This window comes from Chryseobacterium sp. IT-36CA2 (assembly GCF_949767875.1).
Taxonomy (GTDB): domain Bacteria; phylum Bacteroidota; class Bacteroidia; order Flavobacteriales; family Weeksellaceae; genus Chryseobacterium.
This window is the reverse complement of the sequence record NZ_CATKPG010000021.1, coordinates 39,518-62,434: the sequence shown is the minus strand read 5'-3', so window position 1 is coordinate 62,434 and position 22,917 is coordinate 39,518. Positions and strand designations below refer to the sequence as shown.

Below are 22,917 nucleotides of genomic sequence, written 5' to 3'. Positions count from 1 at the left end.
GCTACAAACAAACAAACAAACAAACAAACAAACAAAGTCATGAGCATTTCCATCGCCATAGTAGAAGATGAAAAAAACTACAACAATGCGTTGAAGAAAGTCATCAATTACCAACAGGATATGAAGGTAATTGCTCAGTTCTTTGATGGAAATGATGCCATGCAAAATCTACCCGATATTTCTCCGGATGTGGTGATGATGGATATTCAGCTGCAAGATATGCTGGGAATAGAAATCATAGAAAAACTACGAAAAGAAATGCCCAATACACAATTCATCATGTGTACCAGCTTCGATGATGATGAGAAGATCTTTAATTCTTTAAAAGCCGGTGCAATGGGATATCTCGTAAAAGGAGAAAGCATGGATAAAATTCTTTCTTCCATCCGGGATGTATACCACGGTGGTGCTCCAATGAGTTTTTCAATTGCCCGTAGAGTTCTCAAGCATTTCGAAAGAAATCTTACAGAAATCAAAGGTTTCGATGAACTCACAGAACGTGAAAAAGAAATTCTCGAACTTCTTTCAGAGGGCCTTCTTTACAAAGAGATTGCCGATAAAAAATGTATCAGTATTGATACCGTTAAAAAGCATGTTGGAAATATCTACAGAAAACTTCACGTAAACAATAAAGTGGAGGCTATCAATAAGTTTAACAATTTTAAAAACTAAGAAATTATGGAGACATTAGAGTTAAAAAATCCCGAATTTGGGACAGAGGCTATTGGAAACAAACTAGCGGATCTGGTTTCGTTAAGAAAAGAAAGAACTAATCCATTAGTTGCAGCAGGACATATGGATCATGATATCGGAATCATGTTTATGTTTCAGGCAAAAAAAGGTGTTTTAAGCAACTCCGGAGCTGCATCAAAATTGGTAAATCCTTTCCTGAACAGCTATTCGGTAGATATCAGTACTTTTGAAACCTTATTTAAAACCTTCAGCCCTCAGGGAAAAGGGATTAAATTTGAGTTTATCTTCATTAGCCAGCAGGATTATATTAAGTATACGGGCAGTACGAATGTTTCTACTGGTGCAACCGAATTTCTATACTTTGTCGCTACACCATTGGATCATAATGATAGCGCTATGGGACATTATATTATCTTTAATTTGGGGCATAAGTTTGAAGCAAGTATGGATTTCATTAGCTCTGAAGAAAGACGAACCCTGCATGATAACTATCTCTCCTCACAATTTTATAGTAATATGAATGCTTACAGAGCTCCATTGATGCAGGCAGAAGGGATATACTATACCTGGGCGGATATCAATAAAATACTGAATGAAAGAAATATAGACGGCCGCCTTTACAAAGAAGTCCAGTTTTTTCTTGGTGAAGTGATAGAGCTTGACATCATCAGAGAGTATTTTAGAGACAATCCTTATTATGTTTTCGATGATGTGGCGTATGCTGCAGCCTATGGCGGAAATGAAAAACGACTTACCACAATTGGGAAATACCTGCCGGATGACCTTGTCGGGAAAGAAGTATTCTTCGATATGGGCTCACTATATCCATAGAAATGCTCATTCAGATTATCTACATATCAATACTCTTTATAGATACTGTAAAGTCGATGGTTTTAGCTGGAAAGAAAGGTCTTTCCAGCCAAAACTATTTTACAGTATACTTATTCCTTTCTTTATGTCTTGAGCTTTATGGACACTATAAAATATATATTCGGGAATTTAACTTTGCTTATCTCTTCAATTACTACAGTATTTTTCTGATTATATTTTTCAACAGATACTATGCAAGAATCTTTCCTCAAAAACTCAAAATATTCTTTCTGTATGTCATGATTGCAATATTAGCCTATATTGCTCTGTTTGTAAAGTTTTACAGTGAAAACTATGAAAACACATTAGGAATATTAGTTTGCTTTTATTTTATCATTAACGCACTGGTTTGGTTTTATATCAGGCTGAAAAACTTCAACGAAATCAAAATCTTTAATGATCCGCACTTCTGGGTATCCTGTGGATTACTTTTTTGGAGTATTTTTTTTATTTTCAGATCAATCCCCATGTTTTTTCTTCAGGATAATGATCCGGGGTTTTTGCAAACTTTAAAAACCATGCAGTATTGCGTTAATATCATCATGTATGGAATGTTCTATATTGCCTTAAAGAATTTCGAGAATAGCGGAAAATAAAAACACAATATGAAACAATTGCCGGATACAATAAGGTTGGCTTACATTATTGCAGTTATTCTGTTAATAACTTTTGTTATTTTCATTGTTTTAATCGTTGTTTTGTATAACAAAAGACAACTTTTTTTCATTCAGCAGCAACAGCTCAAAGAAGCCGAGTATCAAAATCAGCTCCTTCAGAAAGAACTCGAGAAACAAAAGATTCTGGAGCAGGAGAGGGAACGTATTTCTCATGACATGCATGATGATCTTGGAGCAGGAATTTCTGCATTAAAACTTCAGGCAGAGTTTATAAAACAAAAGGCATCAGACGATGATCTGCAAAACGATATTGATGAACTTCTGAAAACCTCTGAAGAAATGAATATTTCTATGCGGGAAATGCTTTGGAGCTTAAATTCCGGAAATGATACATTAGGCAGCTTCATTGAGTATGCCATACTCTATACCGGAAACTTCCTAAAGAAAACAAAAATAGTACTGCATACTGAATGTGAAAATATCATTACTGAAACACCTGTTTCTACAGAAATGAGGCGTAATCTATTTCTCTGTTTAAAAGAAGCTGTTAATAATGTATACAAACACAGCCATGCCAGTACCTTAAAGCTTTCATTTTCACAGGATAAAAATAACTTTTCCATGAGGATTGCTGATAATGGAAAAGGAATTAAGGATGAAAACCCAAAAGGAAACGGCCTGCGGAATATGAAACGAAGAATGAATGAATTGTCCGGTGAATGTACTGTTTTATCCGAAAATCCCGGAACCTGTCTGGTTTTTAAAATAGCATTATAAATAAATTACCCATTTGTGTAATTGACTGGTATGTTTTTTAGAGGGAAATTTGATATATAAAATTAAAAGCCATGAAAACTCTTATTAACGACAGTATTGGAGATTTAGAAGCTGCTTTAAAAAACAACAGTGATCTTCAGGAGAAGTTCAAAACAAACCCTATAGAAGCCATTAAAAACGTAGAAATAAGAAATCCGAAAGATACAGACTATTGGATCTACAGGATTATTGTCCTTATGCTTGGGCTGGCAGTGATTGGTATTATAGCAGGACTTATTCTCATTGCTTACTGGAATGATGGCTCCTCGAAAGACAATCAACTGGTAACAATTTTTGCAACCATTTCATCAGGAGCTATAGGTGCTTTAGCCGGCCTTCTGTCTCCTACACCCAGAAAATAATAAATAGCTTCATATAATTATATAGAAACTCACTTTTTAAGGTGGGTTTTTTATTTATGATTTTCTTATTTTAAATCCCTGATCTGCCACCCGGAAATTGTGGAATTATCATAATATAAATTAACTAAAATTTAACTTGGATTTATCTCAAAAAAATCCCTCGAAATACCCCTAAAAGTTAAATTTTGATTAAATTTGTCTAAACTAAAAAAATAAAAAATGAGTGCAATTTCTTACATAGAAGCAAGACAGATTTTAGATTCCAGAGGTAACCCTACCATCGAAGTAGATGTATTTACAGAAAGCGGAGCAATGGGCCGTGCAGCTGTACCTTCAGGAGCATCTACAGGAGAACACGAAGCAGTAGAATTACGTGACGGTGGTTCAGAATACCAAGGGAAAGGAGTTCTGAAAGCTGTTGAAAATGTAAAAGAAGTAATTGCAGAGAATTTAGTAGGACAGCCGGTTTTCGAACAAAATTATATTGATCAGATTATGATCGATCTAGACGGAACAGCTAATAAAGGAAATCTTGGGGCTAACGCTATTCTTGGTGTTTCTTTGGCAGTAGCGAGAGCTGCAGCTGCAGAATTGGGAATGCCTCTATACAAATATGTAGGTGGTGTGAACGCCAACACACTTCCTGTTCCAATGATGAATGTAATCAATGGGGGATCTCACTCAGATGCTCCTATTGCATTTCAGGAATTCATGGTTATGCCGGTAAAAGCAGATTCTTTCTCTCATGCATTGAGAAAAGGAACTGAAATTTTCCACAACCTTAAATCTATTCTTCATTCAAGAGGTTTATCCACTGCAGTAGGTGATGAAGGTGGTTTTGCTCCAACTTTCAAAGGAACTGAAGATGCTTTGGATACATTACTTCAGGCGATCGAAAAAGCAGGATATAAGCCTGGTGACGATATTATGTTAGCACTTGACTGTGCAGCTTCTGAATTCTACAAAGACGGAATTTACGATTACAGAAAATTCCAGACTCCGGATGCAGCTCAGTTTTCGAGCAGCGAGCAGGTTTCTTACCTTGCTGAATTGGCTGCAAAATACCCAATCATTTCTATTGAAGACGGTATGCAGGAAAATGACTGGGAAGGTTGGAAAATGTTAACTGATAAAATTGGTGACAGAGTACAGTTGGTAGGAGATGATTTATTTGTAACCAATGTAGAAAGACTATCAAGAGGAGTAAAAGAAAATATTGCCAACTCTATCCTTGTAAAAGTAAACCAGATTGGTTCTCTTTCTGAAACAATGGCTGCAGTACAAATGGCTCAGAATAACAAATTCACTTCAGTAATGTCTCACAGATCAGGAGAAACTGAAGATTCTACAATTGCTGATTTAGCAGTAGCAATGAACTGTGGACAAATCAAAACAGGTTCAGCTTCAAGATCAGACAGAATGGCAAAATACAACCAGCTATTAAGAATTGAAGAAGCTCTTGGTGAAACTGCAATTTTCCCAGGACTGGAAGCATTTAAGATAAAAAGATAATTGAATTTATAAATAACGGCAAGCGATAATTTTTGTTTGCCGTATTTTATGGAAAGTGGTATATTTAAAAAAAATAAATAAATAATGTCAGACAACAAAGTAATATTGAATTACGCAGGTAATTCATATGAATATCCAATCGTGGATAGTACTATCGGAGACAGAGGGATTGATATTTCAAAATTAAGAGACCAGACAGGTTTGATCACTCTGGATTTAGGTTACAAAAATACAGGAGCTACTATTAGCGACATCACTTACTTAGACGGAGATCAGGGAGAATTACTTTACAGAGGTTATCCAATCGAGCAGATTGCTGAAAAATCTAACTTCACTGAAGTAATGTATCTTTTATTACATGGAGAATTACCTACTCAGGATCAGTTTGCTTCATTCGACAATAATATTAAAAAATATAACTTCATCGCAGACGAAATGAAAAAAATCATTGATGTTTTTCCTCGTTCTGCTCACCCTATGGGAGTTTTGTCTTCTATGACATCTGCATTAACCGCTTTCAACCCGAAAGCAGTGAACGTAAACTCTAAAGAAGAAATGGATCATGCTGCTGAGCTTATGATCGCTAAGTTCTCTCACCTTTGTGCTTGGACGTACAGAAAAACTCAAGGTTTACCATTAAACCATGGTGATAACAACCTAAACTACGTAGAAAACTTCTACAAAATGGCATTCAGATTACCAAACGTTGATTTCGAGATGGATCCGGTAGTTGTAAATGCTTTAGATAAATTATTAATCCTTCACGCAGACCACGAACAAAACTGTTCTACTTCTACAGTAAGAATGGTAGGTTCTGCTCACACAGGTCTTTTCGCTTCTATCTCTGCTGGGGTATCTGCACTTTGGGGACCACTTCACGGTGGTGCTAACCAGGCTGTAATCGAAATGCTTGAACTTATCGAGAAAGATGGTGGTGACGTATCTAAATATGTTGCTAAAGCAAAAGATAAAAATGATAGCTTCCGTCTAATGGGATTCGGACACAGAGTGTACAAAAACTTCGACCCAAGAGCGAAAATTATCAAGAAAGCTGCTGATGATATCCTTAAATCATTAGGAATCCAGGATAAAGCTCTTGATATTGCAATGCAGTTAGAAAGAGTAGCACTTGAAGATGAGTACTTCATTGAAAGAAAACTTTATCCAAACGTAGACTTCTATTCAGGAATCATCTACAGAGCGTTAGGAATTCCTACAGAAATGTTTACCGTAATGTTTGCATTAGGAAGACTTCCAGGATGGATTTCTCAATGGAAAGAAATGAGAATTAAAGGAGACCCAATCGGAAGACCAAGACAGGTTTACCAAGGTGCTCAGGAAAGAAACTACATCGACATCGCAAGCAGATAATATTTGCTTATACCATAAAAGAATCCCAAAGCTTGCTTTGGGATTCTTTATTTGTTTATATAAATAGATTTCAAAACGAAAACCTGCTTGAGAAAGCAGGTTTTCGTTTTTTATTATGGGCATACACAATTTCCACATGTCCAGATGATACATTTTCCATCTGCATCCCACTCACAGCAGTATCTTGGTCTTATGGCGATTCCGCCTATTACTGATTTTTGTTGATCTCTACCTAGTTTTTGTGCGTGTTTTAGCACTTTAATGTTCTTGTTCATAACTTTGATTTTTGGTGTTAATAGTTAAGTTTTATGGTTTATAATTTCGCGAAAATTATATCACTAATATAGGAAATTAAATAATATAATTATCTATTTTTTTGTTCTTATGTAGATGGAAAATAGTAAGTTGTAGATGTTTTTGGGACGATTCACTGCAGTTGGCTGCAGAGACAAGGAAATTTTGTTGGAGAGTGTTGATTTTAGAAATCAAATTTAATGCATAAAATAATGCAAAAGTTTTATAGATAGCGCCCTTTACTTATATTTGTAGTATTGCATAAATCTTTATGAGACTAAACATTAAAAACGAAACGGGTAGGCTGAAGTCAGTAGTTCTAGGCCAGCCTAATTCATTGGGAGCCGTTCCCACACTAGAGGAAAGTTATGACGCAAAGTCATATTACTCAATCGAACATAATATTTATCCTAAAGAAGAGGATATTATCAATGAAATGAACGCTTTTGAAGCGGTTTTAAAAAAGTATGACGTTGAAGTACTGCGTCCAAGTATCATCAAAGATTACAACCAGGTTTTTTCGAGAGATGTAGCCTTTGTGATAGATGACAAGATGATCATTTCCAACGTGATTGCAGACAGAGCAGACGAGCAGGAAGCATACAAAAGCGTTTTTGAGAAAGTAGCATGGAGAAAAATCATCAATCTTCCGGAAACAGCACACATTGAAGGAGGAGATGTAATTGTATGGAATGACTTTATTTTCATCGGAACCTGCTTCAGTGAAGACTATAGAAACTATAAGACGGCAAGAACCAACGAGTATGCTATTGAAATCTTAAAAGAATATTTTCCAAAGAAAAGAATCATAGATCTGGAACTGAAAAAAAACGATAAAGTTCCTTTTGAAGGGATCCTGCATCTGGATTGCACATTTAATCCGATAGGAGAAGACAAATGTATTATTTATAAAAATGGATTTGTAGATGAGAGTGATTACCGTTTAATCATCGATATTTTTGGGGAAGAAAACTGTTTCCACATCAATGATGATGAAATGTTTGAAATGTTCCCGAATATTTTCTCCATTTCTCCCGATGTAGTGGTTTCAGATAAAGCATTCACCAGAATGAATAACCATCTAAGAAACGAATGGGGAATGACGGTTGAAGAAATTCCTTACAGAGAAATATCCAAAATGGGTGGTTTGTTGAGATGTTCTACAATGCCGCTTGTGAGAGAATAATGGAGTAGGAGAGTTTTAGTGTTTGAGAGCGAAGGAGTTTTAGAGTCTGAGCGTTAGAGTGTCGGTGGGTTTGAATATTTTTTTAATTTTAAAAAAATATTTGGGTATGTCGACAATTAAATTTCATCAGGACTTAAAAGTTTTTCAACAATCATTTGAAACAGCACAGTTGATTTATGAACTCTCAAAATTTTTTCCTAAAGAAGAGCTTTATTCACTTACAGATCAGATAAGAAGATCATCAAGATCGGTAACAGCAAATATTAGCGAGGCCTGGGGAAAAAGAAAATATGAAAAATCTTTCATAGCCAAGCTTACAGATTCGGAGGGAGAAGCAAGAGAAACCCAAACATGGCTTCAGTTTGCCTTTGCCTGCAATTATATGAATGAAGAGCAATACAATAATTTGCACAACAAATACAACCAAATAATAGGGATGTTAGTTAATATGATGAGTCAGTCAGAAAAATGGTGTTCATTTTCTTCAATAAATAAAGAAGAGAATAATTTGTAAAACGCTGTTGAGACTCTCAAACTCTAATACACTAACACCCTCAAACTTATAAAAAATGCAAACAACAGATACAGTATTAATGATAGAACCGATTGCATTCGGTTACAACGCTGAAACAGCAAAAAATAATTATTTTCAGGTAGAACAGACAGGTTCTGACATCCAGTCAAAAGCTTTGGCTGAGTTCAGTACTTTTGTCGGAAAACTGAGAGGAAAAGGAATCAATGTGATCACTATAAAAGACACACTGGATCCTCATACTCCGGATTCTATCTTCCCAAACAACTGGGTAAGCTTCCATAAAGATGGGAAAGTAGTTTTATATCCTATGTTCGCTTCTAATAGAAGAGTGGAAAGAAGAGATGACATTATTGAAACTATCGAAGCTCAAGGATTTGAAGTGTCTGAGGTAGATGACTGGTCTTTCTCTGAAACTCAGGGACATTTCCTGGAAGGAACGGGAAGCATGATTTTCGATCATGATAATAAAATTGCTTACGGTTCTGTTTCTTTGAGACTGGATGAAAAGCTGTTCAGAGAATTCTGTTCAAAATACGGATTCACTCCGGTGGTTTTCCATTCATTCCAGACGGTAGGAACAGAAAGACTTCCTATCTATCACACCAATGTAATGATGTGTGTGGCAGATAAGTTCGTCGTAATCTGTCTTGACTGTATTGATGATGAGCTGGAAAGAGAGAAAGTAATAGAAACGATTAAAGGTTCAGGAAAAGAAATTATCGAAATTTCAGAAGACCAGATGCAGCAGTTTGCAGGAAATATGCTTCAGGTTCAAAATAAAGAAGGCGAGAGATTTTTGGTAATGAGCCAAACCGCTTACCAGTCTTTATCTTCAGAACAGGTAGCTGCTATTGAAAAATACTGCGAAATTATCTATTCAGACCTGAATACCATTGAAGTAAATGGTGGAGGAAGTGCAAGATGCATGCTTGCTGAGGTTTTTCTTCCAAAAAAATAATATATTTACCAAAAAAATTAATTGAACCCATTATCAAGTAAAGGTTTACATATTCTTCTGACTTTGGAAACAGAGTCAGAAGATTTGTTATTAGACAGCAAAGGTTTTCTGGCATTTACAGAAGAAATTCTGAAAACCAAAGATGTAGAAATTGTAGGAGTCACCAATCATATTTTTGAAAATGATAGTTTTACATCCGCAGTAATCCTGAAAGAGTCTCACCTTTGTATCCACACGTGGCCGGAATTTAAACAGCTTACTTTTGATGTTTTTCTTTGTAATTATACACAGGACAATACCACAAAAGTAGAGCAGATTGCAGATGAAGTGGTTCAGTATTTTAAAGCTAATACCATTCAGAAACACAAAATTTACAGATAAAAAATGCACTATGTCTGCCCAGCATGCGAATCAGAAAATACATTAGATCTTACTTTTCCTATCGAGGAATATGTTTGTAAAACCTGCTCTCATCTTATTGATGTAGCCGGAAATAAGAATACCAAACATTTGAAGGTACCGACAGAAAACGTTGTTTTGGATGTCGGGCAGAAAGGAAAAATTGACGGTGTAGAATATACTGTTATAGCAATTGTTGTCAGGAAATACGGAAACAGTATTTTCTGGCGTGAATACTCTTTAAAAGACAGTAAAGGAAATGATGCTTTCCTGAGTGAAAGTGACGGCCATTGGGTTTTTATAACCTCAATGAACCCTGACGATTTTAAAAGTAAAAATTCGAAATTACCAACCTATGCCGGACGAACTTATCGCTGGTACGAAAACACTCCATGCAGTATTGACGCTGCAGCCGGATTTTTTGATGAGCGACTGGATTTCAGTATTGCTACCTACAAAGAATATGTCAATGGAACCCGTATGATCTCTCAGGAGAAGACCAGTAAGAAAAGCGAATATTTTTATGGAGTTCACATTTCAAAGCACGATGTTAAAAGAGCTTTTAGAATAGCTCATATGCCCTATTATACAGGGGTAGGAATCGTTCAGCCTTATTATTTTGATATCAGACAGGTAGTCAACATCTTTTGTGTGGCCGCATTAATGATATGCCTGATCCAGTTGTATGTTTATACTTCAAGAACCAACGAAACCGTTTTTGCAGAGACCATCAATTTTGCAGATGTACAGGACAAAGAAATGGTGAGCAAAAGTTTTGCGCTTTCCGGAGGTTCAGCACCATTAAAGGTGAATGCATTTTCAGGTGTTGATAATTCCTGGGCAAATATCCAGCTGAGTCTTGTGAATGAAAAAACCAATGAAATTATCTATACCTCCAAAGATATCGAACAGTATCATGGTTACGAAGATGGGGAAAGCTGGTCGGAAGGAAATCAATCTGAAGAATTCAACCTTTGCGGAGTAAGCTCCGGACAATATCACTTTCTTATTTCTGCAGAGAAAGAAGGGGCTTTACCAACATTTTCCAACCTTCAGTCTCCGGATTCAAAGGTGATGATTTCACGAGATAAATCAGGAACTATTGAAATTACTGATTTATTTAAGGCTCAAACCACAACCTTTACAGACGGAAAGACTTTAGAAAAAGATACAACAGAATTGGGTAAACTGGTAAAAACATCATTTGGAACTTCAAAAATAGATTCTCTGATCAATGCTGAAGCACCCAAACTCACTACAGATCCAACTTCAAGCAATACTTATGTACAGCTCAAGGCAACCTGGCTTCCCGTTTCATTCTGGAATTTTGGATTCATTTTATTCCTGATGATTGTACTCTTTATTGCTTTATTGATAGGAAGACATTTCTTTAATGTGAGTAAATGGAAAAATAGCTCAAACACCCCTTATTCCACATCATGATGAACAATATTTTACATTACATAAGACAAAACTGGATGATCTGCCTGATCGGAGGATTTTTCATGACCTGGTTTGTATACCTTACCTATCAGGGAAATCAGGTCTGCGATTGTGCCAAAACGGAAACATACCGTGACGGAACCACAAGAAGCCATTCCAGAGTAGGATTCTACAGATACTATCACAAATAAAAATATAAAAACTATGGACAACATCAATTTCTTACCAATACTCAACTCGGTTCTTTACTCATTTTTAGGAATCGCAATTCTGCTTGTATGCTATTTCATTATTGAAAAGCTTACCCCGGAAAAAACATGGCATGAGATCGCTCAGAACAAAAATATAGCATTGGCTATTGTCTTCGGAGCATTTATCATCGGAATTTCAATGATTATAAGCGCGGCAATCCATGGATAAGAAGAGGATTCCTCTTGAGCTGCTTTTATTGTTTTCAGTATTCGTCATTGCTACATGTGGATTGATTTATGAGCTGGTGGCCGGAGCCCTGGCGAGCTATCTTTTAGGAGACTCTGTAAAGCAGTTTTCTTTCATTATCGGGGTATACCTCTTTTCAATGGGAGTAGGTTCCTATCTTGCAAAATTCATCAAAGGAAATCTTATTGATAAATTCATTGAGATCGAAATCCTTGTAGGAATTGTAGGCGGAATCAGCTCTGTGGTGCTGTTTATTCTGTTTAATACCTTGGCACACTTTGAAAGTGTTCTATACCTTTTTGTATTTTTCACAGGTTGTCTCGTCGGAGTAGAAATACCGCTTTTGATGAATATTCTGAAAGACAGAGTACAGTTTAAAGATTTAGTTTCAAACGTCTTTGCTTTCGATTATATCGGAGCTTTATTAGCGTCGATTCTCTTTCCGCTGGTTTTGATTCCAAAGCTGGGAATTGTAAAGACGCCTTTGTTTTTTGGATTGATTAATATCTCTATTGCGATATTTCTATGCTATTATCTCACCAAGGAATTATCGAAACCCTTGTCCTTAAAAGTAAAATCTATTGCAGCATTTGCATTCTTGCTGGGACTTTTCTTTTTCTCAGATACGATTCTGTCTTATTCTGAAGAGAAACTGTACGGTGAAAATGTAGTGTATACCAAAAGCTCACCCTATCAAAGAATTGTTTTAACGAGAAATACCCACGAATTCCGTTTATATTTAAATAACAACTTACAGTTTTCCTCCACCGATGAATACCGTTATCATGAAGCCTTAGTACATCCCGCGATGTCTATGGCAAAAAATATTGATAATGTCCTGATTTTGGGAGGTGGTGATGGTTTTGCAGCCAGAGAAGTACTGAAATACAAAGATGTTAAAAAAGTAACACTCGTAGATTTAGATGGTGAAATGACCCAGTTTTTCAAAACCAACGAAACTATGCGCAGGCTGAACCAAAATTCTTTTTCCAATCCGAAAATAGAAATCATCAATAAAGACGCTTACATTTGGGTAAAAGACAGCAAAAAGAAGTTTGACGTTATTATCATCGATTTTCCGGATCCGTCTAATTACAGCTTAGGAAAATTATATTCTCTGCAGTTTTATAAAGAACTGGAGAAATTAACAACGCTCGATACCAAAATTGTAGTTCAGACCACCTCTCCGTATTTTGCTCCGAAATCTTTCTGGTGTATAGAAAAAACAATCAATCAGATTTTTCCTTTCACAGCAGCATATCATACCTATGTTCCGTCTTTTGGAGAATGGGGATTTTCCATGGCTTCATTTGAACCCATCAACAATAGAGTCTACAGAAAGCTTCCCGGCTTAAAATACTATGATTACAACTTTTCACAAATGGCATATTTTAATAAAGATATGAAAGTGAAAGATGTAGAAGTTAACCGTCTGGATAACCAGATATTAGTCCGTTATTTCGATGAAGAGTGGGGGAAAGTACAGTAGAAAGGATTTTCTTAAAACTATATTTTTAGGTAGCCTTATGCTTCCCTTTTTGCAGTATTGCGGAAAGAAAGTAAAAGCTTTGCTGCTTAAAATTACCGGGACAAACCATGTTCTCGGTCATAAACTATGGGCAAAAGATTTTCCACAGTTTTCAGAAGTTATCCACACAAAATATCTTATCGTTGGCGGTGGAATTTCCGGACTTTCGGCCTGCAGATTTTTTAACCAAAATAATGAGCAGGATTATATTCTCCTTGAAATGGAAAACCATCTTGGAGGAAATTCTTCCAACGGACAAAATTCATTTTCAAAATTTCCTTTAGGCGCACACTATTTACCCTTACCCAATAAAGAAAATGTTGAAATTATAGACTTCCTGAAAGAGTGCAAAATCTGTCTCGGAACAGAAGAAAACGGGGAACCTGTTCTTGACGAATACCAAATGACTTTTCCACAGCAGGAAAGATTGTTTTATAAAAATTTCTGGCAGAATGATATTGTGCCTCAAAGAGGTATTTCAGCAGAAACACAGCAAGAGCTTAACCGCTTTTTTAAGTTGATGGATGAGTTTCGCATAAAGAAAGATAGACAGGGGAAATATTGGTTTGCTATTCCGGTACACGATTCAAGCCGGGAAGATGAGGTTGTAAAGCTTGAAAAAATTATATTCAAAGACTGGCTCAAAGAACATAGCTATCACTCCGAAGAGCTTCTCTGGCTGTTGGATTACTCCTGCAGAGATGATTTCGGATTGGGAATAGACTATGTTTCATCATGGGCAGGAATTCATTATTTTGCCGGAAGAAAAAACAACTGGAGCACCCAATATAAAGACCAGGTTTTCACTTGGCCGGAAGGAAATGCAAGGCTTGCCAAACATTTTTCAAAATACACAGAAGGAAAACACATGCCCGAAAATCTCGTTTTTGATGTGAAAATTAATGATAAAGTTGAAGTGCTAAGCTTTGATAATGCTCAAAAGAAAACGAAAAAGATTATTGCAGATAAAGTCCTGTTTGCATCACCACAGTTTGTGAATGAAAGGATTTTTAACCAAAAAAGAGCATCATCATTTCATTATGTACCTTGGCTTTTAACAACCATTACTTTGAAGAATGAATTTGGAGGAGATGAAGAACTAGCCTGGGATAATGTGATCTATGGTTCTTCCGGATTGGGATATATCTTTGATCAACATCAGAATCTTAACCAAATTATAGGCGAAAAAGTAATTACCCACTATAAAAGTTTTTCAACAGCAGATTGTAAGAAAGCAAGGAAACAACTTTATGCTATGAAAGATGCTGAACTGAAAGATTTAGTTTTAAATGATTTGAAGAAAGCACATCCTCTGATAGAAGATTTTATTCTCGAAATGCAGTTTCACAAAATAGGACACGCTATGATTGCTCCCATTCCTAACCAGATTTTTGGCGAAGAAACCAGAATAGCGAAAGAACCTGTAGATGGGAAAATTTTCTTTGCTCATTCCGATCTTTCAGGAATATCTATTTTTGAAGAAGCCTTTTATCAGGGAATACGGACTGCAGAACAAATGATAAAATAATACAATGAAACAACCCTGGATACATAATGCAAAAACAGACTGGTGGTTTATTTTATCACCACCTTTTGTTGTATTGTTGATTATTTTTCTTTTTCAGAAACAAATTCAAGGGCTGGAAAACCATTATTCCTTTTACACATGGCTTTTTCTGATTGTTTTTGTGGATGTAGCCCATGTATATTCTACGCTGTTCAAAACGTATTTTGTAAAGGGTGAAATACAGAAAAACAAACTGCTCTATCTCGGAATTCCTGCTGTGAGTTGGATATTGGGAATTATCCTATTCCAATTCGGGAGTCTGACATTCTGGTCGGTACTGGCATTGATAGCTGTTTTTCATTTTATACGTCAGCAATATGGTTTTATGAGGATCTATGCCCGTTTTGAACCCAATAACTGGAGCAAAAAAATAGATGAGGTTGCTGTTTATTCTGCTACCATTTTTCCGATGTTGTATTGGTTTAAGACCCCTCGGGCCTTTACCTGGTTTGTGAATAATGAATTTGAATGGCTTCAAAACCTTCCGGATTATGTCCCTTTGATTACTGTGATCTATTTTACAATTCTGATCATTTGGATCATTAAAACTATTTTTGAAGGAGTAAAAACAAAAAGTATTAATATCCCGAAAACTGCATTAATCACCGGAACTTTTCTTTCCTGGTATTTTGGGATTGTCTACTTCAATAATGACCTTTTGTTTACTTTTCTGAATGTAGTTTCTCACGGAATTCCTTATATCGCATTGATCTATATCCGGGAAATCCAACAAAAGGAAAGTGGCCAGCTGAACAGAATGCAGGTTTTTAAATCTTTTTCAGGAATATTTTTATTTGTAGGCGTTATTTTAGGTTTCGCCTTTTTGGAAGAATTTTTATGGGAAACTTTAGTGTGGAACGAACATTTTTCCCTTAATGTAACTCTCTCAGAGAAATTATTTCAGTTCCTCGTTCCGTTGCTGGTTGTTCCGCAGCTTACTCATTATCTGCTTGATGGCTTTATTTGGAGAAAACCAAAAAAAGTTAGTTAACTTTGCGGTAATCTTTAAAATCTAATAATGAGACAATACTTTCTGTCATTAGCAATTTTTCTTGGAATGATTGTAGGGGCTCAGCAGAAAACTTTCTGTAATCCCATTAATATTGATTATGGTTATACCCCTTTCGAAGTTTTTTCGAAACAAGGGAAACACCGTGCTACGGCAGATCCGGTGATTGTTAATTTTAAGAATAAACTGTTTCTTTTCTCCACCAATCAGGAAGGATACTGGTACAGTGATGATATGCTGGACTGGAAATTTGTCAAACGCAAATTTTTAAGAGATAATAAATATACCCACGATCTTAATGCTCCGGCGGTATGGGCTATGAAAGACACTTTGTACGTTTATGGTTCTACCTGGGAACAGGATTTTCCGATCTGGAAAAGTACAAATCCTACTAAAGATGACTGGAAAATTGCAGTAGATACTTTAAAAGTAGGAGCGTGGGATCCGGCATTCCATTATGATGAAGATAAAAATAAACTGTATCTGTACTGGGGTTCAAGTAACGAGTGGCCGTTACTTGGAACAGAAGTGAAAGTGAAAAACCTTCAGTCTGAAGGTTTCGTAAAGCCTATTATTAAATTAAAACCCGAAGACCACGGATGGGAACGTTTCGGAGAATACAATGACAATGTTTTTCTTCAGCCTTTTGTGGAAGGAGCGTGGATGACAAAACACAACGGAAAATACTATATGCAGTATGGTGCTCCGGCAACAGAATTCAGTGGATATTCTGATGGAGTATACGTAAGCAAAAGTCCTTTGGAGGGCTTCGAATACCAACAGCATAATCCATTCTCTTACAAGCCGGGAGGTTTTGCCAGAGGAGCAGGTCACGGAGCAACGTTTGAAGATAATTATAAAAACTGGTGGCACATTTCCACCATCTTTATTTCTACTAAAAATAATTTTGAAAGAAGACTGGGAATCTGGCCTGCTGGCTTTGATAAAGATGATGTAATGTACTGTAATACGGCTTATGGAGATTATCCAACTTATCTTCCACAGTATGCACAGGGAAAAGATTTTTCAAAAGGTCTTTTTGCCGGATGGATGCTGCTAAATTATAATAAACCGGTTCAGGTTTCATCTACTTTAGGAGGATATCAGCCCAATAATGCGGTAGATGAAGATATCAAAACGTATTGGAGTGCTAAAACCGGAAATTCAGGGGAGTGGTTCCAGACTGATCTTGGTGAAGTTTCTACCATCAATGCTATTCAGATCAATTATGCAGATCAGGATGTAGAGTTTATGGGGAAAACTTTAGGCAAAATGCATCAGTATAAAATCTATGGTTCCAATGATGGGAAGAAGTGGAATGTGATTGTGGATAAAAGCAAAAATACAAAAGACGTTCCTCATGATTATGTTGAGCTTGAACAGCCTGCAAAAGCCCGTTTCCTGAAAATGGAAAACCTGAAAATGCCAACGGGTAAATTTGCATTAAGCGGTTTCAGAGTGTTCGGAAAAGGAGCTGGGAAACAGCCTGAAAAAGTAGAAGGCTTTGTACCTTTAAGAGCTGATCCAAAAAAATACGGTGAAAGAAGAAGCATCTGGATGAAATGGCAGCAGAACCCTGATGCAGACGGCTATGTAATCTATTTTGGTAAGACTCCTGATAAATTGTATGGAAGCATTATGGTCTACGGAAAAAATGAATATTTCTTTACAGGAGCAGACAGAACAGATGCATACTATTTCCAGATTGAAGCTTTCAATGCGAATGGCGTTTCGGAAAGAACAGCCGTTGCAAAATCTGAATAAGTTTAATTAAAAATAAATGAATAACACGTTTTGAAAAATCAGAACGTGTTATTTTTTGTCTGTTTTCTTAAGAAAAGCTGCTATTTTATCAATAAGAAGTTCATCATGGGGATGTTTATCCCAATCCAGATGCCCTCCATTGAATTGATAATACTCATGAAGTACATGGTTTTTCTTTAAAACAGAATCTAAGATTTTTCCTTGTGTAGAAGGAATAACACGATCCGAATTTCCATAATAAGATAAAGTAGGAGGGGATTTTTCAGTTATCCATTTAACAGGGCTGGCAAAATCTATTCTGGAAATTCCCGATTCCGGTACACGAGGATCTACAAGCCTTCTTTCCACAAAAGAATATTCCTGATAGTTTTTGAAACCCGGATCCGAAAGGTCGGCGGGACCAACAATATTAATAACAGCCTTTATTTTTTTATCTGTATCGAATTTATAGGCATACAGCATAGATAAATGTCCTCCGGCACTGTTTCCCAACAGTATGAATTTAGGATTATATTTAAGTTTCTTTTCTAAAAAAGCGGAAACCTCCTTAATATCATTCATCTGATCAGGCAGTCCATAGTGGGTCTCTGATACCAGTCTGTAATTCATGTTGACGAAAATATGATCAGGAAATTTCTGCATCATGGAAAGTGTGAAAAAGGTGAGTTGTGATTTATTTCCACTGCGCCAGCCTCCACCATGCATAATGATGAAAATATCTTTTTCTTTAGTAGTTTTTATATTGGGAATATAGAGATCCATTATTTGGTCAGAACTTTTTCCATAATGAATATTTTCCTCTTTATCAAAGCCGATATCCTTTCCCAGCTTTATTTTCTTTTCTGTGCAGGCTGTCCAAAGAAAGACAAGACTGAAATAAGCGAAAATAATAAGTACCTTTTTTTCCATAGCGATTAAATATAAAAAATCCGCTGAAAAGAATCAGCGGATACCGTAAGAATAATTGAATATGAAGAAAGATAATCTTTATCTTGTTCTGCTTTTAATAGCATCTGATGCGCCTTCGATGTCTCTTACCTTTTTCACTTTCTGGTTTCCGAAATTGTAAGTAAGACTTACCGTAAAGCTTCTGTTGTAGCGATTTTGGTGGATGTAATTGTAATTTCCATTCTCCTGAAAATCTTCAATTTTGACAATGTTGGTATTCAATACATCGTTTACATTCACGGCAAAAGTCCAGTCGTTCCACATTTTCTTAAGGCTGAGATCTAAGCTCATTAAACTTTTCAGTAATCCAAGCTCTATCTGCTGTTTGTCTACGAAGAAATAATTAACTCCAAAGAACCATGTTTTCTTTTTATCAAGACGAATGGTGTTGTTGGTCTGAATCAAAAGACTGGTAGAATTCGTTTTGTTAGTGTAAGCGATATCTTTACCATCCTGGTTTCTGAATCGGTCTCCTGTAGTAGGATCAGTATCAAGACTTCCGTTGTTGATATTATGCTGAACTCCGATGTTGAAATTGGTGGTCCAGTATTGTTTAAAAAATGACTTCTGAATACCTACCATGGCAGACATTTCCTGCTTATCTCCAAAATTGGTTCTGATGTATCTCAATACAGGATTAGTCCCCACCGTACCGTCAGGAGATACAGGATATCCCTGCAGCGGAACCTGAGTGATAGCATCTTTAATGTAAGAATGGTTTAAAATCAGGAAATATGAATTTTTAAACATATACGTAAGCTCCTGATTATAGGTAGATGAAGCTTTTACAAACGGGTTGTTCTGTGTATAATTATCATCCGTCAGGATATTTCTTACTGGATTAATTTCCCAGAAGCTCGGTCTTCTCATCCTGCTTGAAAAGGAGTATGAGATATTATTTTTATCATTGATGGCGTAATTAAAGCTCAGATAAGGAAGCAGATTATTGTAATTTCTTTCAATCCTTTTAAGTTCATCTGTAGGAGCATTATCAGAAGTTCCCAAACTGTTTGTAATTTCATATCTCGCTCCTATTTTTCCGGAGATTTTATCCGAGAATTTCTTTTCTACAGTAAGGTAAGCTCCGTAAATATTTTCATCATAGATAAAATGGTTGGGTCTTGGGTCCGGATCTTTTGCGGGATCAAAAGAATACGTTATGTTTTTAGAATCGTTGTCTGTTTTGGTTTTGTTGTAATTTCCTCCTACAGAGATTGTCAGGTCATTTTTAAATTTCTGAATATAATCTACCATTCCGGAGAAGTTATTAATGATCTGAGGTAGATCCTGGAATACCTGTGTTGTCATATTTCCAGTTCCCATATTTGCATCAGACATATACGTTCTGTTGTCTGTAAACTGGAATCTTTTGTAATTAAGATAGGCTGCATTTACATTAAGCTTACTGCCAAGAGAATCAGTTTTTAATTCATAATTTAAGTTTAGAGAATTGTTATAAGATCTTGCATCTTCTTTGTTTTTAGACCATGTATATTTTATATCGTCTTCCGTCTTGATGGTATTGAAAAGATTAACTGTTGAATTATAACTTTTATTCGCCCATGTGTTCCAGGATAAAGCAAGATTGCTTTTTTCATTCAGCTGGTAATCAATATTCAAATAACCACCTATATTTTTGTTCGGATCGTCAATATTTCCTGTGGATTGATTAGAAGTTTTAGCAGTACCATTTCTTAAAGTGTAGGTTTGTGCTTCAATATTTTCTCCACCGCTAAGATTGGCGCTCACTCCCAGCTTACCTTTTCTGTAATTGGCAGAGAAGCTGGCTTGGCTACCGTTGTATTTATTGGTGGTATTAGACATCCTCATGTTTCCGCTGAGACCGTCACTCATTTTTTTCTTAAGAACGATGTTGATGATTCCGTCGGATGATTCTACCTGAAACTCACTTCCGGGAACAGTAATCACTTCAATTTTCTGAATGTTTTCTGCCGGAGTATTTTTTAGGAACTGAGCCAGAGATTCAGAATCCATATTGGTTTTTCTTCCGTTGATATAGATTAAAGCATTGTTTTTTCCGGCAATTTTCAATGTTTTATCATCCGTAGAAGATAATAATGGAGTCTGCTTTAGCAGATCAAAAGTGGTATTTCCTTTTGCTACAGGAGAAGCTGCTACATCATATACAAAACGATCGCTTTGCTTTTTAAAAACCTGCTTGGTAATGGTAACCCCTTCTATATTTTTTGTTTTTGCCGTGTCAGCTTTTTTTTCCTGAGCAAATGCGCAGGTACTGAATACGATGGCCATTGACAAAATTATACGTTTCATGTTGTTTTTATTTAAGAGTGGATTTAGTGATATAAGTTTTTAAAGATTAGGTTCTTGATTTTACAGCATCATTGGCTGATTTCATTTCCCTTGCTTTTTTCAGTTTCTGGTTTCCAAAATTATAAGTAACCCCGATGCTCATCAGCCTTGGATAATTAAAGTTGGTGATATTATTATAGGTTCCGTTGGGCTGTACTCCTTTAATTCTATAAAAACTTTGATTAAATAGATCGCTGACTTCAGCTACAATCGTCCAGTCGCCGATGATTTTCTTCACATTGAAATCAAAACTTTGTCTCGCTCCAATCATTCCTCCCTCCATGGCAGTCTGGCTTCCAAAGAAGTAATTCACTCCTAAGAACCAGTCTTTTTTAGATGAAAGTCGGATTACATTATTGATGGTAACAGACATATTGTAGTTTTTCACATCAATGATATAAGGTTCTACTTCTTCAGTTTCTCCGGGAACCGGCATGGAAGTAGGATCTTCCCATACACCGCCTGTAAATGTTACATATCCTAAGTTCACAGAATAATTGGTTGTCCAGATATCTTTAAACCATGACTTGTTCATACCAAGAGTTAAGGCAAGCTCCCTGTTTTTTCCATAATTAGTTCTGATATATCTTAGAAATCTTACTTTTTCCGTGATTGCATTGCCACTACCATCATTGATAATATTGCCATTTGCATCTCTTTTAGGACGTGTTACCGTTCCTTGTAATGGAAGCAGATCAGAAGCGGCAGCATCTTCTACCATATTAAAGCTAAGATTCGCGTAATATGCATTTTTATACATATAGTTCAGCTCCTGATTATAAAATTTAGCAGCCAGTATAAAAGGATTGTTCTGTGTATAATTGGTAGGAGTGAAGTAAGTTCTGGAAGGGTTCAGTTCCCAGAATCTTGGTCTTCTGATTCTGCTAGAAAAAGTGTAACTCAAATTATGGTCTGAATTGATGGCATAATTTAAATTCAGATAAGGTAAAAGGTTATTGTAGTTTCTTTCAAATCCTGTTTTGTCTACAATATCTCCCGTACTTCTTGTCATTTCATAACGTGCACCTATTTTCCCAGATAATTTTTCAGTCAGTTTTCTTTCATAATTCAAATAAATTCCAAGAATATTTTCTTTATAAATGAAATGATTTGTCTGGTTAGGATCTATTATAAACTCTCCGTTTTTCAGTTTATCCTGCTTGGTATCATTATCTGTATTGGTGTGATTATAGCTTACACCCATTAACCATGTTGATCCTTTAGCAGTCTTTTTCAGATAATCGATATTGGCTGCATAGTTGTTGATAATTTGGGGTACAGACTGATGTAATGCAGAATAGTTGTTATCAGGATTACTGTTTAGAGGAAAGCTTTCATTAAAACTTACTTTATTCCTGTTGAACCATAAATAAGATACATTCGATGTCAGTTTACTTCCCAGAGAATCGGTTTTCATTTCATAATTTAAATTGAAAGAATGATTTCTGGTTTGTGCATCCTCATTATTGACAGTTCTATTATTTAAAACTCCATCTTGCCAGTTGGTGATATCTAATACAGAATTGAAACTTTTATTATATCTCATGTTGTAAGAGAATCCCAGACTGTGTTTTTTATTGATTTCATAATCTATATTGAACCCTCCACCGTAGTTTTTATTGGGATCATCATTATATCCATAAGACTCATTTCTGAAGGTAGGGTCTCCGTTAGACAGTGTATATCTTTGTCTGTCTGTCCAGCTTCCTGTTCTGAAATTAGAATTACCGGACCATTTTCCTTGTCTGAAATTAAAAGAAGCTCCTGCATTGGGATTGTTGTAATAACCTTGCTCATTCTGCATTTTCAGCGTTCCGTTGTAGCCGTTATTTTTACTTTTTTTCATGACAATATTGATAACCCCTTCTTTGGATTCTACCTGAAATTCACTTCCCGGAACAGTAATGACTTCTATTTTCTGTATATCTTCTGATGGAGTAGATTTCAGCATTTCAATCAATGCTTCAGAATCCATATTGGTTTTCTTATTGTTGATGTAGATTATGGCATCATTTTTCCCCAAAATCTTCAGCGTTTTTCCGTCTATACTTGAAATCATCGGAGTTTGTTTCAAAAGATTGAAGGTGTTGGTTCCCTTAGCAATAGATGAAGAAGCTACATCGTAAACTAATCTGTCACCTTGTTTTTTGAAAACCTGCTTCTTGATATTCACTGCATCAATAGCATTTACTTTCATACTGTCTTTTTTCTGCTGGGCAGTTACAAGTCCACCGAAAAATAGTGCTGCAATAAGAATTTGAGTCTTCATGATTATT

The 22,917-nt window shown here is 36.0% G+C and carries 21 protein-coding genes; 18 read left to right on the top strand and 3 right to left on the bottom strand.

What is annotated here, in order from left to right:
• Positions 1-39: 39 nt before the first annotated feature.
• The 18 genes from ACM6F9_RS11750 (at position 40) to ACM6F9_RS11665 (ending at position 17,362) form a co-directional block, all read left to right on the top strand.
• Complete coding sequence (locus tag ACM6F9_RS11750) at positions 40-672, top strand: response regulator (protein WP_414845911.1); 633 nt, start codon at positions 40-42, stop codon at positions 670-672.
• A gap of 6 nt (positions 673-678) precedes the next feature.
• Positions 679-1,524 carry a hypothetical protein gene (locus tag ACM6F9_RS11745; protein WP_414845910.1) on the top strand — a complete coding sequence of 282 codons (846 nt, stop codon included), beginning with the start codon at positions 679-681 and terminating at the stop codon, positions 1,522-1,524.
• Positions 1,525-1,526: 2 nt separating this feature from the next.
• The gene (locus tag ACM6F9_RS11740; RefSeq protein ID WP_414845909.1) at positions 1,527-2,159 is read left to right on the top strand and encodes a hypothetical protein; all 633 of its coding nucleotides are present in this window, start codon (positions 1,527-1,529) and stop codon (positions 2,157-2,159) included.
• A 9-nt stretch (positions 2,160-2,168) separates the two neighbouring features.
• Positions 2,169-2,957, top strand: a complete 789-nt coding sequence (locus ACM6F9_RS11735; protein WP_414845908.1) for a sensor histidine kinase — start codon at positions 2,169-2,171, stop codon at positions 2,955-2,957.
• A 71-nt stretch (positions 2,958-3,028) separates the two neighbouring features.
• On the top strand, positions 3,029-3,358 hold the full coding sequence (locus ACM6F9_RS11730) for a hypothetical protein (RefSeq protein WP_414845907.1): 330 nt from the start codon (positions 3,029-3,031) through the stop codon (positions 3,356-3,358).
• A 219-nt stretch (positions 3,359-3,577) separates the two neighbouring features.
• On the top strand, positions 3,578-4,870 hold the full coding sequence (gene eno, locus ACM6F9_RS11725; RefSeq protein ID WP_105702132.1) for a phosphopyruvate hydratase: 1,293 nt from the start codon (positions 3,578-3,580) through the stop codon (positions 4,868-4,870).
• Positions 4,871-4,954: 84 nt separating this feature from the next.
• Positions 4,955-6,241, top strand: coding sequence for a citrate synthase (locus ACM6F9_RS11720; RefSeq protein WP_414845906.1), 1,287 nt, complete (start codon positions 4,955-4,957; stop codon positions 6,239-6,241).
• A 565-nt stretch (positions 6,242-6,806) separates the two neighbouring features.
• Complete coding sequence (locus ACM6F9_RS11715) at positions 6,807-7,721, top strand: dimethylarginine dimethylaminohydrolase family protein (RefSeq protein ID WP_414845905.1); 915 nt, start codon at positions 6,807-6,809, stop codon at positions 7,719-7,721.
• A 106-nt stretch (positions 7,722-7,827) separates the two neighbouring features.
• Positions 7,828-8,235 carry a four helix bundle protein gene (locus ACM6F9_RS11710; RefSeq protein WP_414845904.1) on the top strand — a complete coding sequence of 136 codons (408 nt, stop codon included), beginning with the start codon at positions 7,828-7,830 and terminating at the stop codon, positions 8,233-8,235.
• Between the two features lie 55 nt (positions 8,236-8,290).
• A complete protein-coding gene (gene ctlX, locus ACM6F9_RS11705; RefSeq protein WP_414845903.1) occupies positions 8,291-9,214 on the top strand; it encodes a citrulline utilization hydrolase CtlX in 924 nt (307 codons plus the stop codon).
• A gap of 21 nt (positions 9,215-9,235) precedes the next feature.
• The gene (locus tag ACM6F9_RS11700) at positions 9,236-9,595 is read left to right on the top strand and encodes an S-adenosylmethionine decarboxylase family protein (RefSeq protein ID WP_223598563.1); all 360 of its coding nucleotides are present in this window, start codon (positions 9,236-9,238) and stop codon (positions 9,593-9,595) included.
• A gap of 3 nt (positions 9,596-9,598) precedes the next feature.
• Positions 9,599-11,056 (top strand): DUF4178 domain-containing protein, encoded by a 1,458-nt coding sequence (locus tag ACM6F9_RS11695; RefSeq protein ID WP_414845902.1) that lies wholly within the window; start codon positions 9,599-9,601, stop codon positions 11,054-11,056.
• Positions 11,053-11,247, top strand: coding sequence for a hypothetical protein (locus ACM6F9_RS11690; protein WP_414845901.1), 195 nt, complete (start codon positions 11,053-11,055; stop codon positions 11,245-11,247). Before ACM6F9_RS11695 ends, ACM6F9_RS11690 begins: the two co-directional genes overlap by 4 nt.
• 13 nt (positions 11,248-11,260) lie before the next feature.
• Positions 11,261-11,476: a DUF350 domain-containing protein gene (locus ACM6F9_RS11685; RefSeq protein WP_045491052.1), complete on the top strand. Its 216-nt coding sequence runs from the start codon at positions 11,261-11,263 to the stop codon at positions 11,474-11,476.
• Positions 11,469-12,983, top strand: coding sequence for a polyamine aminopropyltransferase (locus ACM6F9_RS11680; RefSeq protein WP_414845900.1), 1,515 nt, complete (start codon positions 11,469-11,471; stop codon positions 12,981-12,983). Before ACM6F9_RS11685 ends, ACM6F9_RS11680 begins: the two co-directional genes overlap by 8 nt.
• A gap of 37 nt (positions 12,984-13,020) precedes the next feature.
• Positions 13,021-14,550, top strand: a complete 1,530-nt coding sequence (locus tag ACM6F9_RS11675) for an NAD(P)-binding protein (RefSeq protein ID WP_414845899.1) — start codon at positions 13,021-13,023, stop codon at positions 14,548-14,550.
• Between the two features lie 4 nt (positions 14,551-14,554).
• On the top strand, positions 14,555-15,580 hold the full coding sequence (locus ACM6F9_RS11670) for a hypothetical protein (RefSeq protein WP_414845898.1): 1,026 nt from the start codon (positions 14,555-14,557) through the stop codon (positions 15,578-15,580).
• Positions 15,581-15,607: 27 nt separating this feature from the next.
• Positions 15,608-17,362: a discoidin domain-containing protein gene (locus tag ACM6F9_RS11665; RefSeq protein WP_414845897.1), complete on the top strand. Its 1,755-nt coding sequence runs from the start codon at positions 15,608-15,610 to the stop codon at positions 17,360-17,362.
• 48 nt (positions 17,363-17,410) lie between these two features.
• Here the strand turns inward: ACM6F9_RS11665 and ACM6F9_RS11660 are convergent, their stop codons facing one another.
• The 3 genes from ACM6F9_RS11660 to ACM6F9_RS11650 all read right to left on the bottom strand — a co-directional run bounded on the left by ACM6F9_RS11660 (position 17,411) and on the right by ACM6F9_RS11650 (position 22,910).
• Complete coding sequence (locus ACM6F9_RS11660) at positions 17,411-18,271, bottom strand: alpha/beta hydrolase fold domain-containing protein (protein ID WP_414845896.1); 861 nt, start codon at positions 18,269-18,271, stop codon at positions 17,411-17,413.
• Between the two features lie 78 nt (positions 18,272-18,349).
• Complete coding sequence (locus ACM6F9_RS11655; protein WP_414845895.1) at positions 18,350-20,602, bottom strand: TonB-dependent receptor domain-containing protein; 2,253 nt, start codon at positions 20,600-20,602, stop codon at positions 18,350-18,352.
• A gap of 46 nt (positions 20,603-20,648) precedes the next feature.
• Positions 20,649-22,910 (bottom strand): TonB-dependent receptor domain-containing protein, encoded by a 2,262-nt coding sequence (locus ACM6F9_RS11650; protein ID WP_414845894.1) that lies wholly within the window; start codon positions 22,908-22,910, stop codon positions 20,649-20,651.
• Positions 22,911-22,917 lie beyond the last annotated feature (7 nt).

Coding starts and splice junctions, on each gene's coding strand:
- ctlX (WP_414845903.1), top strand. CDS start 8,291: ATGCAAACAACAGATACAGTATTAATGATAGAACCGATTGCATTCGGT.
- ACM6F9_RS11650 (WP_414845894.1), bottom strand. CDS start 22,910: ATGAAGACTCAAATTCTTATTGCAGCACTATTTTTCGGTGGACTTGTA.
- ACM6F9_RS11740 (WP_414845909.1), top strand. CDS start 1,527: ATGCTCATTCAGATTATCTACATATCAATACTCTTTATAGATACTGTA.
- ACM6F9_RS11670 (WP_414845898.1), top strand. CDS start 14,555: ATGAAACAACCCTGGATACATAATGCAAAAACAGACTGGTGGTTTATT.
- ACM6F9_RS11695 (WP_414845902.1), top strand. CDS start 9,599: ATGCACTATGTCTGCCCAGCATGCGAATCAGAAAATACATTAGATCTT.
- ACM6F9_RS11745 (WP_414845910.1), top strand. CDS start 679: ATGGAGACATTAGAGTTAAAAAATCCCGAATTTGGGACAGAGGCTATT.
- ACM6F9_RS11660 (WP_414845896.1), bottom strand. CDS start 18,271: ATGGAAAAAAAGGTACTTATTATTTTCGCTTATTTCAGTCTTGTCTTT.
- ACM6F9_RS11715 (WP_414845905.1), top strand. CDS start 6,807: ATGAGACTAAACATTAAAAACGAAACGGGTAGGCTGAAGTCAGTAGTT.
- ACM6F9_RS11665 (WP_414845897.1), top strand. CDS start 15,608: ATGAGACAATACTTTCTGTCATTAGCAATTTTTCTTGGAATGATTGTA.
- ACM6F9_RS11690 (WP_414845901.1), top strand. CDS start 11,053: ATGATGAACAATATTTTACATTACATAAGACAAAACTGGATGATCTGC.
- ACM6F9_RS11735 (WP_414845908.1), top strand. CDS start 2,169: ATGAAACAATTGCCGGATACAATAAGGTTGGCTTACATTATTGCAGTT.
- ACM6F9_RS11675 (WP_414845899.1), top strand. CDS start 13,021: ATGCTTCCCTTTTTGCAGTATTGCGGAAAGAAAGTAAAAGCTTTGCTG.
- ACM6F9_RS11730 (WP_414845907.1), top strand. CDS start 3,029: ATGAAAACTCTTATTAACGACAGTATTGGAGATTTAGAAGCTGCTTTA.
- ACM6F9_RS11750 (WP_414845911.1), top strand. CDS start 40: ATGAGCATTTCCATCGCCATAGTAGAAGATGAAAAAAACTACAACAAT.
- ACM6F9_RS11655 (WP_414845895.1), bottom strand. CDS start 20,602: ATGAAACGTATAATTTTGTCAATGGCCATCGTATTCAGTACCTGCGCA.
- ACM6F9_RS11710 (WP_414845904.1), top strand. CDS start 7,828: ATGTCGACAATTAAATTTCATCAGGACTTAAAAGTTTTTCAACAATCA.
- ACM6F9_RS11680 (WP_414845900.1), top strand. CDS start 11,469: ATGGATAAGAAGAGGATTCCTCTTGAGCTGCTTTTATTGTTTTCAGTA.
- ACM6F9_RS11685 (WP_045491052.1), top strand. CDS start 11,261: ATGGACAACATCAATTTCTTACCAATACTCAACTCGGTTCTTTACTCA.
- ACM6F9_RS11720 (WP_414845906.1), top strand. CDS start 4,955: ATGTCAGACAACAAAGTAATATTGAATTACGCAGGTAATTCATATGAA.
- eno (WP_105702132.1), top strand. CDS start 3,578: ATGAGTGCAATTTCTTACATAGAAGCAAGACAGATTTTAGATTCCAGA.